Here is a 12,895-nt window from a genome sequence, read left to right on the forward strand (position 1 = left end):
CGGCTTCAGCCGCGACAGCAGACCGAGAAATGGCATCGGGGCCGACCGCCCCTCCGAAAACAGCAGACACGCAACGCAACGAACGGGGAACACGATGAGGGACGGGATGGCGACGACGTGCGCACGCGCGCTGCTGGCGATGCTGGGACTGGCGGCGGCACACGCCGTTGCGGCGCCACCGACCTCCACGGTGACGCTGGACAGCTTCAACGATCTGGACAAGTGGCAGATCGTCGTCTCCAACCAGGTCACCGCCTCGACCCGGCTGGTGCAGGCGCCCAGCGGCGGCCGCGCCAAGGCGCTGTGCCTGGACTACGACTTCAATGGCGTGTCCGGCTATGCCGGGATCCGCCGCACGCTGCCGATCGACTATCCGGACAACTACCAGTTCGCGTTCCAGCTGCGCGGCGATTCGCCGAGCAACGACCTGCAGTTCAAGCTGGTCGACGCCAGTGGCGACAACGTGTGGTGGGTCAACCGCCCGCGTTACGATTTTCCGAAGCAGTGGAGCACGGTCACCTTCAAGAAGCGGCAGATCGACAAGGCCTGGGGACCCAGTCCGGAGAAGGAACTCACCCGCAGCGCGCAGATCGAGTTCACCATCTACAACCAGGTCGGCGGCGCCGGCACGGTATGCTTCGACCAGCTGACCCTGACCCCGCTGCCGCCGCAGGACACCTCGCCGCTGACGATGAAGGTCAGCACCGATACCGCCCCGGCGCTGGAGCAGCGCATCGCCGACGGCAAGCCGGACACGGTCTGGTACAGCGGCAACGCCAAGAACCAGACGATCATGCTGGACCTGGGCAAGGTGCGCGAGTTCGGCGGCGCCAAGGTGCAGTGGGCGCCAGGGGTGTACGCCTCGCGCTATACCGTGCAGGGCTCGGCCGACGGGCGCAGTTGGCGCGAGTTGCGCCAAGTGACCGCCGGCAACGGCGGCACCGACTGGCTGGCGCTGCCGGAGACCGAGGCGCGCTATGTGCGCTTCGACCTGCAGGACGGCCCCAGCTTCCGCTACGGTATCGCCGATATCGCGCTGCAGCCGCTGGCCTTCGCCGCGACCCAGAACGACTTCATCAAGTCGGTGGCGGCGCAGTCCACCCGCGGCTGGTTCCCGCGCGGCTTCAGCGGCGAGCAATCGTACTGGACCATCGTCGGCCTGGACGGCGGCCGCGAGCAGGGCCTGGTCGGCGAGGATGGCGCGATCGAGGTGGGCAAGGGCGGCTTCAGCATCGAGCCGTTCCTGCTGCTGGACGGCAAGCGCCTGAGCTGGGCCGACGTCAAGAGCGCGCAGAGCCTGCAGGACGACTACCTGCCGATTCCCAGCGTGGACTGGACCCACGACAACGCCGCGCTGCGCGTCACCGCGTTCGTGCAGGGCGAGCCGGAGCAGGCGCAACTGGTGGCGCGCTACCGGCTCAGCAATCCGAGCAAGCAGCCGCACGACTACACCCTGGCGCTGGCGGTGCGTCCGTTCCAGGTCAACCCGCCCAGCCAGTTCCTCAACACCGTTGGCGGGGTCAGCCCGATCCGCTCGCTGGCCTTCGCCGGGACGCAGGTGCAGGTCAATGGCCAGCCACGGGTGTTCGCGGTGCAGAAGCCGGATGCGGCCTATGCCAGCGCGTTCGACGCCGGCATCGACGTCGAACGGCTCGGCCCCGACGCCAGCGGCCTGCCGCAGCAGGCGCAGGATCCCGACGGCCTGGCCTCCGGCGCGCTGCTGTACCGCGGGCGTCTGGCCCCGGGCGAGGTGCGCGAGGTGGCGCTGGTGATTCCGCAGACCGGCAACGCCGCGCTGCCGGCGGGCTTCGACGCCGCGCGTGCGCAGCAGCAGGTCGCCGCGCAGTGGCACGAAAAGCTGGACCGCGTGCAGTTGCACGTGCCGGCGCAAGGCAAGGCGGTCACCGACACGCTGCGCACCGCGCTGGCGCACATGCTGATCTCGCGGATCGGGCCGCGCCTGCAGCCCGGCACGCGCTCGTACTCGCGCAGCTGGATCCGTGACGGTGCGATGATCTCCGAAGGCCTGCTGCGGCTGGGCCGCGCCGACGTGGTCCGCGAATACGTGGAGTGGTACGCGCCGTACCAGTTCGCCAATGGCATGGTGCCGTGCTGCGTGGACGACCGCGGCAGCGACCCGGTGCCGGAGAACGACAGCCACGGCGAGTTGATCTACAGCGTCGCCGACTACTACCGCTACAGCGGCGACCGTGCGTTCCTGGAGCAGATGTGGCCGCACGTACTCGGCGCCTACACCTACATGGAGCAGTTGCGGCTGAGCGAGCGCACCGAGGAGAATCGGGCGCGCAACGCGGCCTTCTACGGGATGATGCCGGTGTCGATCAGCCACGAGGGCTATTCGGCCAAGCCGATGCACTCGTACTGGGACAACTTCTGGGCGCTGCGCGGCTACAAGGACGCGGTGAGCATCGCCGCCGAGCTGGGCCGCATCGACGATGCCGCGCGCTTCGCCACCTCGCGCGACCAGTTCCGCCAGGACCTGTACGCCTCGCTGGACGCGGCCACCCAGCAGCACCACATCGACTTCCTGCCGGGCTCGGCGGAGCTGGGCGATTTCGATCCGACCTCGACCACCATCGCACTGGCGCCGGGCGGCGAGCAGGGCCGGTTGCCGCAGGCCTTGCTCGACAACACCTTCGAGCGTTACTGGGGCGAGTTCGTCGGCCGCCGCGACGGCACCCGCGAGTGGAAGGACTACACCCCGTACGAGTGGCGCAACGTGTCCGCGTTCGTGCGCCTGGGCTGGCGCGAGCGCGCCTGGGAGGCGACGCAGTTCTTCTTCAAGGACCGCACGCCGCAGCCCTGGAACCAGTGGGCCGAAGTGGTCTCGCGCACGCCGCGCAAGCCGTTCTTCCTCGGCGACCTGCCGCATGCCTGGGTCGCCTCGGATTTCGTGCGCTCGGTGCTGGACATGTTCGCCTACGCCCGCGACGTCGACGACAGCCTGGTGCTGGCAGCGGGCCTTCCCACCGACTGGTTCGACGGCAAGGGCGTGGCGATCGAGCAACTGCGCACCCCGCAGGGGCCGCTGAGCTACCAACTGCGCCGGCAGAAGAACCGCTTGCTGCTGAACATCCCCGAGGGCCTGCGCATGCCCAGCGGCGGCCTGGTGCTGGCGTGGCCATACCCGGGCGAACCCGGCCGCACCCTGGTCAACGGCGAAACGGCGCAGTGGGAGCACGGCGAACTGCGCATCCATGCGTTGCCGGCGGATGTGCAGATCGAAATGCGGTAGAGCCGGGACCGGGACCCGGGACCCGGGACCCGGAAAAGCAAGAGCCGAGCGAAAGCCGTGAAGCCGTGATCCGGTTCGGGAATGAAAAAAGCGCCGGCATGCCGGCGCTTTTTGTTTTTGCTGTTGCGAGTCCCGGGTCCCGGGTCCCGGGTCCCGGCTACTAGGCTTTTCGGCTTTACCGGATCCCGGCCACTATCGCCGCCGCCTTCGCCGAACTCTCCCGCACCTTGTCCCATTCGCCGTTGGCCAGCCAGTCCTTGGGCACCATCCACGAGCCGCCGATGCAGACCACATTCGGTTGCGCCAGGTACTCGGCGGCGGTGCTTTCGCCGATGCCGCCGGTGGGGCACAGCTTGAGCTCGGCCAGGGGGCCGCCCAGGCCCTTGAGCATCGCCAGGCCGCCGACAGCGGAGGCGGGGAACAGCTTGCAGACGCGGAAGCCGCGTTCCATCAGCGCCAACAGTTCGCTCGGGGTGGCCGCGCCCGGTACCACCGGCAGCGGCGCGTGCGCCAGTGCGTCGGCCAAGGTCGGGGTGGTGCCGGGGGTGACGATGAAGTCGGCGCCGGCGTCGATCGACTGCTGCAACTGGGTGGCGTTGAGCACGGTGCCGGCGCCGATCACGATGTCCGGCAACTCGCGCTTGAGCATCGCCAGCGCTTCCATCGCCACCGGCGTGCGCAGGGTCAGTTCGATCGCCGGCAGGCCGCCTTCGAGCAGCGCCGCCGACACGCGGCGCGCCTCTTCCAGGCTGTGGACGGTGACGACGGGCAGGATGCCGGCCGCGCGCAGCAGTTGTTCGGCCTTGGTCTGGTGTTCGGCGATGGTCATGAGCGTCTCGGTTGCGAAGGGGGCGAGGCCCGGGCCGCGCACGGCCAGGGCAGGGTAGGCGCGTGGCGGTAGCGCGGCCGGTCAGGCGTCCTTGGATTCGTGCGGCGCGGTGGCGGCCTCGGCATCGCGGCCCAGGTCGTACTCGGCGTCGTAGTTCCACAGGTCGCCATCGGCGGCCGGCGGGCCGCAGGAGATCGACAGCGCGCCCTGGTCAGCGGGGCCGACCATGCGGCGGTTGAGTCCGAACAGGTTGCGGCCCATGTCGTGCGCGGCCGGCGCGGTGTTCGGCGCCAGCGGCCGCGCTGCCCATTCGGCGGCATCCACCAGCACTTCCAGGGTGCCGGCCTCGCCGTCCAGGCGCACCATGTCGCCTTCGCGCACCCGTGCCAGGGGGCCGCCGCGCGCCGCTTCCGGGGTCACGTGGATGGCCGCGGGGAACTTGCCGGAGGCGCCGGACAGGCGCCCGTCGGTGACCAGCGCCACGCGCCGGCCCTGGTTCTGCAGCAGGCCCAGCAGCGGCGCCAGCGAATGCAGTTCCGGCATGCCGTTGGCCTGCGGGCCCTGGTAGCGCAGCACCACCACGAAGTCGTGCGGCAGCGCGCCGGCGGCGTGCAGCTTGTTCAGCGCCTGCGGCGCGTCGATCACCACGGCCGGCGCTTCGATGGTGCGGAACTGCGGCTTCACCGCCGACAGCTTGATCAGCGAGCGGCCGAGGTTGCCGCGCAGCAGGCGCAGGCCGCCCTGCGCCTCGAACGGGTTGGATGCAGGGCGCACCACCGCCTCGTCGGCGCTCTTGGCCGGACTCGGCACGTAGGCCAGCTTGCCGTCCTGCACGCACGGCTCGTCGCCGTAGGCGCGCATGCCGCCGGGCACGATGGTGGCCAGGTCGTCGTGCATCAGCCCGGCGTCCATCAGTTCGCGGAACACGAAGCCGATGCCGCCGGCGGCAGCGAAGTGGTTCACGTCTGCCTCGCCGTTCGGGTACACCCGCGCCAGCAGCGGCACCAACTGCGACAGCGCGTCCAGGTCGTCCCAGGTCAGCACGATGCCGGCCGCGCGCGCCACCGCCAGCCAGTGGATGGTGTGGTTGGTGGAGCCGCCGGTGGCCATCAGCGCGACCACGGCGTTGACGATGGCGCGCTCGTCGATCAAGCGGCCGAGCGGGCGGAAGTCGCTGCCCAGCGCGGTGATGCGCAGCGCGCGCTCGGTCGCCTGCTGGGTCAGCGCCTCGCGCAGCGCGGTGCCGGGATTGACGAAGGAGGCGCCAGGCAACTGCACGCCCATCGCTTCCAGCAGCACCTGGTTGGAATTGGCGGTGCCGTAGAAGGTGCAGGTGCCGGGCGCGTGATAGGACGCCGATTCGGCGGCCAGCAGTTCCTCGCGGGTGGCCTGGCCGGCGGCGTAGCGCTCGCGCACCTCGGCCTTCTGCTTGTTGGGGATGCCCGGGGTCATCGGCCCGGCCGGCACGAACACCGCCGGCAAATGGCCGAAGGCCAGCGCGCCGATCAGCAGGCCGGGCACGATCTTGTCGCACACGCCCAGGTACAGGCTGGTGTCGAACATGTCGTGGCTCAGGCCGATGGCGGTGGCCTGGGCGATCACGTCGCGCGAGAACAGCGACAACTCCATGCCCGGCCGGCCCTGGGTCACGCCGTCGCACATCGCCGGCACGCCGCCGGCCACCTGTGCGGTGGCGCCGAGCGCGCGCGCGGTGCTGCGGATGATCTCCGGGTAGTGCTCGAACGGCTGGTGCGCCGAGAGCATGTCGTTGTAGGCGGTGATGATGCCCAGGTTGGGAGTGATCCCGCCTTCCAGCCGGCTCTTGTCGGTGGGGCCGCAGGCGGCGAAGCCGTGGGCGAGGTTGCCGCAGCTCAGGCGGCTGCGGAACGGGCCGTCGCGTAATGCGGCGTCGATGCCGGCCAAATAGGCGCGCCGCGACGGCGCACTGCGCTGGCGGATGCGTTCGGTGATCGCGTGGAGGGTCGGATGCAGGCTCATTGGCGGAAATGGCTATGAAGTGTGGGGGGCGGGACCCGGGGCCCGGGACCGGGGACCCGGAAAAGCAAAGGCGGCGGTGCGGCTGTTCCGGGTCCCGGGCCCGGGGTCCCGGGTCCCGGCCTCACTCGCACCAATGCACGCGCAGGCGCGCACCAGGCGTATCGAAGGCGACGCGGATCGGGTACTCGTGCTGGTCGGTGCCGGCCAGCGCGCGCTCCAGCACCTCCAGCTTCTGCTTGCCGCGCAACAGCAGCATGCGCTGGCCGATCGGCGCCAGGCCGGCCGGGGTCAGGGTGATGCGCAGCGGCCAGGTGTTGGCGCCGGGGCAGCCGGTGGCGTCGAGCGCGGCATAGGGCAGCGGGTTGGTCAGCGCCTTGTTCAAATCGGTGGCGCCGGGGAACAGCGAGGCGGTGTGGCCGTCGCCGCCCATGCCCAGCACCGCCATGCACGCGGCCGGGGCGTGCTGCGCGTGCAGGTTGGCCGCGTGCACGCAGTCCTGCAGCGGCTTGCCGACGCGCACCAGCGGCTCGAAGCGCGCATCCTCGGTCCGGTCGAGCAGGCTGTGCCGGATCAGGTAGGCGTTGCTGTCGCTGTCCTGCGGCGACAGCCAGCGCTCGTCGACCAGGCCGACCTCCAGCTTGGACCAGTCCAGCGGCAGCTCGGCCAGCGCCTGGTACACCGGCGCCGGGGTGGTGCCGCCGGACAGCAGCAGGCGCGCGCCGCCGCGGCGCCGGATCTCCTCGCGCAGCGCGGTGCCGATCTCGGCTGCCGCCGCGTCGATCCATTCGTCCGGATCGTCGTAGCGGATCAGCGTGATACGGTCGGACAGCGTGGGGCTCATGCAATGGCTCCTGGGGATTGCCGCGCGGCGTCCACCGCGTAGGCGGCGGCGCCGAGCAGGCCGGGACGGGGATGGATCACCGCCAGCGACGGCACCCGCGCCATGATCGACGAAAACCGGCCCTTGTGCTCGAAGCGCTGGCGGAACCCGGAATGCTGGATCGCGTCGAGCATCTTCGGCACCAGCCCGCCGGTCAGGAACACGCCATCCCAGGCGCCCTGCATCAGCACCAGGTCGCCGGCGATGGCGCCGAACACGGCGCAGAACACGTCCACGGTGCGCATCGCCCGATAGTCGCCCTGCGCGGCGCGCGCGGTGATGTCCTCCGGCTGCAGCGGACCCGGGTCGTCGCCGGCCATCTCGCTGAGCGCGCGGTGGATGTTGACCAGGCCGGGGCCACAGATCAGGCGTTCGTTGGAGACGCGGCCGAACTGCTGCGACAGCAGTTCCAGGATGCGGATCTCCTCCGGCGTGCCCGGCGGGAAGCTGACGTGGCCGCCCTCGGTCTCCAGCGGAAAGCAGCGCCCGCCGCGCATCAGCAGGCCGCCCACGCCCAGGCCGGTGCCGGGGCCGATCACGCCGTAGTTGCGCGGCACCTCGATCGGCGACGGCGTCCAACTGGCGCCGCCGACCTGGACCACGTCCTGCGGCCGCAGCAGGCTGATCGCCATCGCCTGCGCAGCGAAGTCGTTGATCAGGTGCAGTTCGTCGAAGCCGAGCATGGCGCGGGTGCGCGCCCGCGAGATCACCCACGGATGGTTGGTGATGCGCGCCTCGTCGCCGTCGACGCGGCCGGCGACCGCGAAGGTGCCGCTGCGCGCGTCTACCCCGGTCTGTTCCAGGTAGTGGCGGGCGGCGTCGCCCAGCGACGGGAACTCCACCACCGAGTAGGTCTGGGTGCTGTCGTCGAGCAGCGGCACCGAGGCGTCGAGATCGGCGAGGGCGAAACGGGCATTGGTGCCGCCGATGTCGGCGACCAGTACCGGGCGCTGCGGCGCGCTCACGGCGTGACCTTCGGCGCGGCGCCGGTCTGGTCGCAGGAGACGTAAGCCTGCGCTTCCTCCGGCCCCCAGCTGCCGGCGGGGTAGGGCTGCAGCGGCAGTTGCGCCTGCGCCCAGGCGGCGCTGACGCTGTCGATCCAGGCCCAGGCGGCGCGCACCTCGTCGTCGCGCACGAACAGCGCGTGGTTGCCGTTGAGCGCGTCGAGCATCAGCCGCTCGTAGGCGATGCGCCGGTGCAGGCCGGTGGGCACCGACAGTTCCAGTTCCAGCGGCTGCAGTTCCAGCGCACCCCATTCCGGGCCGGCCAGGCTGCTCATCAGCCCCAGTTCGATGTTCTCCTGCGGCTGCAGCTGGAAGGTCAGCCGGTTCGGCGCCACCTGCTGCGCCGCCGGGCGCTCGAACAGCCAGTGGGTGACCGGCTTGAGCGTGACCACCACGCGGGTGGAGCGCTCGGCCAGGCGCTTGCCGGTGCACAGCCGGAACGGCACGCCGGCCCAGCGCCAGTTGTCGATGTAGGCGGTGACCGCGGCGAAGGTCTCCACGTCGCTGCCTTCCGGCGGCTGGTAGGCCTGCGCCGGCTGGCCGTTGATGGTGCCGGCGGTGTAGCGCCCGCGCACGCTGTCGCGGGCGGCATGCTCTGCGCTCAGCGGCCGCAGCGCGCGCAGCACCTTGACCTTCTCGTCGCGGATGCGGTCGGCTTCCAGCGACGCCGGCGGCTCCATCGCCACCAGGCACAGCAACTGCAGGATATGGCTCTGCACCATGTCGCGCAGCGCGCCGGAGCGCGCGTAGTAGGCATCGCGGCCGTCCACGCCCTCGCTCTCGGCGACCAGGATGTCCACCGACTCGATGTAGTTGCGGTTCCACACCGCTTCCAGCAGGGTGTTGCCGAAGCGCAGCGCGATCAGGTTCTGTACCGCGGCCTTGCCCAGGTAGTGGTCCAGGCGGAACACGCGGTCCTCGTCGATCAGCGCGCCGATCGCCTGCACGATTTCGCGGGCGCTGTCCGAGTCGTGGCCGATCGGCTTCTCCAGCATCAGCCGGTGCGGCGCAGCCAATGCGCCGCCCAGGGCCAGGCCCTGGCAGGTGCTGATGTACAGCCCCGGCGGGATCGCCAGGTAGCTCACGCAGCGGCGCGCGGTCAGGTCGCGCACCGCGGCGGCCACCGATTCGGCATCGCGCAGGTCCACCGAGCGGTAGTCGATGCGCGCCAGCAGCGCCTGCACGATCGATTCGCCGATCTGTGGCATCGCCGCCTGCAGGCGCGGCTTGAGGATCTCGTGGAACTTGGCGGTGTCGTGCGGCGACAGTGCCAGCGCGCGGATGCGGAAGTCTTCCGGCAGGAAGCCGTCGTCGAGCATGCGCAGCACCGAGGGGAACAGATAGCGCTGGGCCAGATCGCCGGTGGCGCCGAACAACAGGAAGGTATCGTGCATCGACCGGGTTTCGGTTTCGGGTGACATGGTGTCGATCACCTGGGGGCTAGGAGTGACGTGGCGTGGGAAAGCGAACGGCGGGAACGGCCTGTATCCGGCCGGTTCGGGCGAAGGCGTGACGCGGGAGGGCCGCCAAGCGGAGACGCACGATCCAGGAGATGAATACGACTGCCAGACCTCTGAGCATACCTCTCCCATGCCTCATGCTGCAGGCCGGACTTCATCCGGCAGGGTGACGACGGCGCGCCGGATCGGCGGCTGGCGGATCGCATTGCGTGCCCTCCCAGGCTCGATGTTGCCCCGTGAAAACGGTTACATGGCAGAATACCGCATCGCGATGCATTGTTGCCTGCGCGCGGGCACGATGCGACCCGCATTCGTATGCACTGCCTTCGGGAGGGACCGGCGGCAGCCCGTTCCTCCTGCCGGAAACCGGATACCGCACCATGGCGAAAGTACAACTGGACAACATCCGCAAGGTCTACGACAACGGCCAGGTCGCCGTGCACGGGGCCAGCTTCGAAGTGGCCGACGGCGAACTGATGGTGCTGGTCGGGCCGTCGGGCTGCGGCAAGTCCACGCTGCTGCGGATGATCGCCGGCCTGGAAGAGATCAGCGGCGGCGAGCTGCGCATCGGCGAGCGCGTGGTCAACGAGGTGGCGCCGAAGGATCGCGACATCGCCATGGTGTTCCAGAGCTATGCGCTGTACCCGCACATGACCGTCGCCGAGAACCTGGCGTTCGGGCTCAAGCTGCGCGGCGAGAGCAAGGAGGTCATCCGCCAGCGCGTGGCCGCCGCCGCCGACACCCTGGGCCTGACCCCGATGCTGGACAAGCTGCCGCGCGCCATGTCCGGCGGCCAGCGCCAGCGCGTGGCGCTGGGGCGCGCGCTGGTGCGCGAGCCGGCGGTGTTCCTGCTCGACGAGCCGTTGTCCAACCTGGACGCCAAGCTGCGCCATTCGGTGCGCACCGAGATCGCGCAACTGCACCGCAAGCTCGGCACCACCATGATCTACGTCACCCACGACCAGGTCGAGGCGATGACCCTGGGCCAGCGCATCGTCGTGCTCAAGGATGGGCTGATCCAGCAGATCGACACGCCGATGGCGCTGTACGACCGCCCGGCCAACCTGTTCGTGGCCGGCTTCCTCGGCAGCCCGGCGATGAACGTGCTGCGCGGACGGCTGGTGGAAGAGGGCGGCCTGCAGCTGCAGTTGCAGGACGGCGGGCGGGTGCCGCTGCCGGGGGCGCAGATCGCGCCGCAGTGGCTGGGCCGGGAACTGGCGATCGGCGTGCGGCCGGAGCACCTGCAGCCCAGCGACGATGCGCAGGGCGGCTTCGAGGCCACCATCGAGGTGATCGAGCCGGTCGGCAACGAGATCTTCGTCAATCTCAGCCACGGCGCGCAGCCGCTGGTGATGCGGGTGGCGCCGCGCGCGCTGCCGGGCCTGGGCGAACGCCTGCGGGTGGCGGTGCGCGGCGACGCGCTGCACTTCTTCGATGCCGAGAGCGGGGAGAGACTGGAAAGCCGGGACCCGGGGCCCGGGTCCCGGGGCCCGCAACAGCCGTAAGCGACGGCGAGTGCGGCGGTTGGCGCGCTCAGCGTGCCAGGCCGTCGACCAATGGCTGCCAGCGTGCGGGGTGGCCGTCGACGTTGAGCCCGGCCGGTGGCGTCTCGTCCAGCGGCAGCACCGCCAATGCCAGGGTGCCAGCGACGCTGACCACGCTGCCGAACGGCTGGCCGTCGCGCTGCACCGGTGCGTCGATCGCGACGGTCGTATCCAGTTCCAGCAACTGCACGGCGCGCTTGGCCTTGCCCAGAAAGTGCGTGCGGGCGACGATTTCCTGGCCGGGGTAGCAGCCCTTCTTGACGCTGAAGGCGTGCAGCCGGTCCAGGCCCAGTTGCTGCGGCGTCCACTGTTCGCGCTGGCTCGGCGCAAGCCGGGCCAGGCCCAGGCGCAGGTCGGTCGCGCGCCAGGCCTGCGCCAGCGCCGGGTCGGTCGCCGGCGCATCCGCCTGCGGTGCCGGCACCAGGCGCAGCGTGCGCGGCAGGCCGTCGCCGCCCATGTCCAGTTCGATCACGCCGGCCTCATCGTGCGCCGACGTCGCGCCCCGTGCCTGCTCCGGTAGGCTCATGCGACCCAAGGCAAGCAGCGTGTCCTCGATGGTGATGCGCAGCTTGCGCCGGAACACGAAGCGGCCCAGCGCCGTCGCCAGGTCCTCGGCGCCGCCGTCGGGCAGCAGCGCCAGCAAGGCGTCGTCGGCCTGGCGCAGCAGCGCGAACACCGCGATCACCCGGCCCTTGGCGGTGAGCCAGGCGTTCCACTGCCACTGGCCCACGGCCAGCGCCTGCACGTCGTTGGCGAACTGCGCATGCGCGAAGGCCACCGCATCCGGGCCGCGCAAGGCGACGTATTGCAGGTGTGGCAAGGCGGAAAAACCGCCGGATTCCAGATTCAGGTTGTCAGGCACGAGAGGGGAGGACTAAAATTGACGAGTTGTGAGACCCGCATGATAGGCCAACCAACCCCCACACCCGAGTCCGATCCCGAAACGCAGCGGCCCGCCGAGGACACCCCTCCGCAGGCCGAGCCTGCGCCGCGGGAGATCGGCGGACGCGGCGGCCTCGAGCCGACGCGCTACGGCGACTGGGAGAAAAACGGACGCTGCATCGATTTTTGAGCAGCTTTGAGCCAACGCGGCCTTAAGCACGCCGCCCAGCCGAGACAACGAGCCCAGCGAATGGCTACGCGCGAACGTCCTCTTTCCCCGCATCTGCAGGTCTATCGCTGGCAGATCCAGATGGTGACCTCGATCCTGAATCGAGCCACCGGCATCGTGCTGTCGATCGGTGCCCTGATCATCGCCGCCGGCCTGTTGGCACTGATGCTCGGCCCCGCCTCCTGGAACTGCTTCCGCGACATCGCCGGGGCCTGGTACGGCCAGGTGTTCCTGTTCGGCTGGACCTGGTGCTTCGCCTTCCACCTGTTCGGCGGCCTGCGCCACATCCTGCAGGATTTCGGCCAGGGCTACGCGGTCCGCGCCTTCGTCACCATTGGCTGGCTGTCGGTCGTGCTCAGCTTCGTGCTGACCGCCGCCGTGTGGGCCTACGTCCTGCTGGGAGCCAATGCATGAGCCGCTATCGCACCCCGTTGAAGAACGTCCGCGGCCTGGGCGCGGCCAAGACCGGCACCGAGCATTTCGTGGTGCAGCGGCTGACCGCCACCGCATTGGTGCCGCTGTCGATCTGGTTCCTGATCTTCGTGCTGAGCCTGCTCGGTTCGGACTACGTCGCTGCCACCGAGGCCGTGGCCAAGCCGTGGAACGCGATCCTGCTGGTCGGCTTCCTGATCGCCGCGTTCTGGCACGCCCAGCTCGGCATGCAGGTGGTGCTGGAAGACTACGTGCACACCTCGCTGCTGGCCCTGGCCGCGCAGACCATCGTGCGCTTCGTCGCCGTGCTCGGCGCCATCGTCAGCATCTTCGCCGTGGCGCGCATCGCGCTGGGCATCGCCTGATCCAACGGCGCCCCCT

Annotated in this window: 11 protein-coding genes; 5 read left to right on the plus strand and 6 right to left on the minus strand. The window is 70.2% G+C overall.

From position 1 onward, the window contains the following. The first annotated feature begins 139 nt into the window (after positions 1 to 139). Positions 140 to 3,256 carry a discoidin domain-containing protein gene (locus GGR71_RS08140; RefSeq protein WP_184451862.1) on the plus strand — a complete coding sequence of 1,039 codons (3,117 nt, stop codon included), beginning with the start codon at positions 140 to 142 and terminating at the stop codon, positions 3,254 to 3,256. Positions 3,257 to 3,431: 175 nt separating this feature from the next. Here the strand turns inward: GGR71_RS08140 and GGR71_RS08145 are convergent, their stop codons facing one another. The 5 genes from GGR71_RS08145 to zwf form a co-directional block, all read right to left on the minus strand. Further along, a complete protein-coding gene (locus GGR71_RS08145) occupies positions 3,432 to 4,085 on the minus strand; it encodes a bifunctional 4-hydroxy-2-oxoglutarate aldolase/2-dehydro-3-deoxy-phosphogluconate aldolase (RefSeq protein ID WP_160959046.1) in 654 nt (217 codons plus the stop codon). 81 nt (positions 4,086 to 4,166) lie between these two features. Continuing rightward, positions 4,167 to 6,083, minus strand: a complete 1,917-nt coding sequence (gene edd / locus GGR71_RS08150; protein WP_184451797.1) for a phosphogluconate dehydratase — start codon at positions 6,081 to 6,083, stop codon at positions 4,167 to 4,169. A gap of 121 nt (positions 6,084 to 6,204) precedes the next feature. Then, positions 6,205 to 6,924 (minus strand): 6-phosphogluconolactonase, encoded by a 720-nt coding sequence (gene pgl / locus GGR71_RS08155; RefSeq protein WP_160959040.1) that lies wholly within the window; start codon positions 6,922 to 6,924, stop codon positions 6,205 to 6,207. Next, the gene (glk, locus tag GGR71_RS08160; protein ID WP_160959037.1) at positions 6,921 to 7,928 is read right to left on the minus strand and encodes a glucokinase; all 1,008 of its coding nucleotides are present in this window, start codon (positions 7,926 to 7,928) and stop codon (positions 6,921 to 6,923) included. The genes pgl and glk overlap by 4 nt, the downstream gene beginning before the upstream one ends. After that, a complete protein-coding gene (gene zwf, locus GGR71_RS08165) occupies positions 7,925 to 9,361 on the minus strand; it encodes a glucose-6-phosphate dehydrogenase (protein ID WP_160959035.1) in 1,437 nt (478 codons plus the stop codon). Before zwf ends, glk begins: the two co-directional genes overlap by 4 nt. A gap of 446 nt (positions 9,362 to 9,807) precedes the next feature. Between zwf and GGR71_RS08170 the strand changes: the two genes are divergently transcribed. After that, complete coding sequence (locus GGR71_RS08170; RefSeq protein ID WP_160959032.1) at positions 9,808 to 10,932, plus strand: ABC transporter ATP-binding protein; 1,125 nt, start codon at positions 9,808 to 9,810, stop codon at positions 10,930 to 10,932. Between the two features lie 28 nt (positions 10,933 to 10,960). Here the strand turns inward: GGR71_RS08170 and ygfZ are convergent, their stop codons facing one another. Continuing rightward, on the minus strand, positions 10,961 to 11,833 hold the full coding sequence (gene ygfZ / locus GGR71_RS08175; RefSeq protein WP_160959030.1) for a CAF17-like 4Fe-4S cluster assembly/insertion protein YgfZ: 873 nt from the start codon (positions 11,831 to 11,833) through the stop codon (positions 10,961 to 10,963). Positions 11,834 to 11,872: 39 nt separating this feature from the next. On the opposite strand from ygfZ, the gene GGR71_RS08180 reads away from it, so the two are divergent. Genes GGR71_RS08180 through sdhD form a run of 3 tightly spaced genes read left to right on the plus strand, consistent with a single transcriptional unit; the run spans position 11,873 to position 12,879 of the window. Further along, on the plus strand, positions 11,873 to 12,043 hold the full coding sequence (locus tag GGR71_RS08180; protein WP_152240018.1) for a DUF1674 domain-containing protein: 171 nt from the start codon (positions 11,873 to 11,875) through the stop codon (positions 12,041 to 12,043). A gap of 60 nt (positions 12,044 to 12,103) precedes the next feature. After that, positions 12,104 to 12,496 carry a succinate dehydrogenase, cytochrome b556 subunit gene (gene sdhC, locus GGR71_RS08185; protein ID WP_048488909.1) on the plus strand — a complete coding sequence of 131 codons (393 nt, stop codon included), beginning with the start codon at positions 12,104 to 12,106 and terminating at the stop codon, positions 12,494 to 12,496. Next, on the plus strand, positions 12,493 to 12,879 hold the full coding sequence (gene sdhD / locus GGR71_RS08190; RefSeq protein ID WP_048488910.1) for a succinate dehydrogenase, hydrophobic membrane anchor protein: 387 nt from the start codon (positions 12,493 to 12,495) through the stop codon (positions 12,877 to 12,879). The genes sdhC and sdhD overlap by 4 nt, the downstream gene beginning before the upstream one ends. Positions 12,880 to 12,895: the final 16 nt, after the last annotated feature.

The sequence above is a fragment of the Xanthomonas sp. F1 genome (assembly GCF_014199855.1).

Bases quoted from the DNA above. Each gene is read 5' to 3' on its own strand.
- GGR71_RS08140 (WP_184451862.1), top strand. From the start codon at position 140: ATGCTGGGACTGGCGGCGGCACACGCCGTTGCGGCGCCACCGACCTCC.
- GGR71_RS08145 (WP_160959046.1), bottom strand. From the start codon at position 4,085: ATGACCATCGCCGAACACCAGACCAAGGCCGAACAACTGCTGCGCGCG.
- edd (WP_184451797.1), bottom strand. From the start codon at position 6,083: ATGAGCCTGCATCCGACCCTCCACGCGATCACCGAACGCATCCGCCAG.
- pgl (WP_160959040.1), bottom strand. From the start codon at position 6,924: ATGAGCCCCACGCTGTCCGACCGTATCACGCTGATCCGCTACGACGAT.
- zwf (WP_160959035.1), bottom strand. From the start codon at position 9,361: ATGCACGATACCTTCCTGTTGTTCGGCGCCACCGGCGATCTGGCCCAG.
- GGR71_RS08170 (WP_160959032.1), top strand. From the start codon at position 9,808: ATGGCGAAAGTACAACTGGACAACATCCGCAAGGTCTACGACAACGGC.
- GGR71_RS08180 (WP_152240018.1), top strand. From the start codon at position 11,873: ATGATAGGCCAACCAACCCCCACACCCGAGTCCGATCCCGAAACGCAG.
- sdhC (WP_048488909.1), top strand. From the start codon at position 12,104: ATGGCTACGCGCGAACGTCCTCTTTCCCCGCATCTGCAGGTCTATCGC.
- sdhD (WP_048488910.1), top strand. From the start codon at position 12,493: ATGAGCCGCTATCGCACCCCGTTGAAGAACGTCCGCGGCCTGGGCGCG.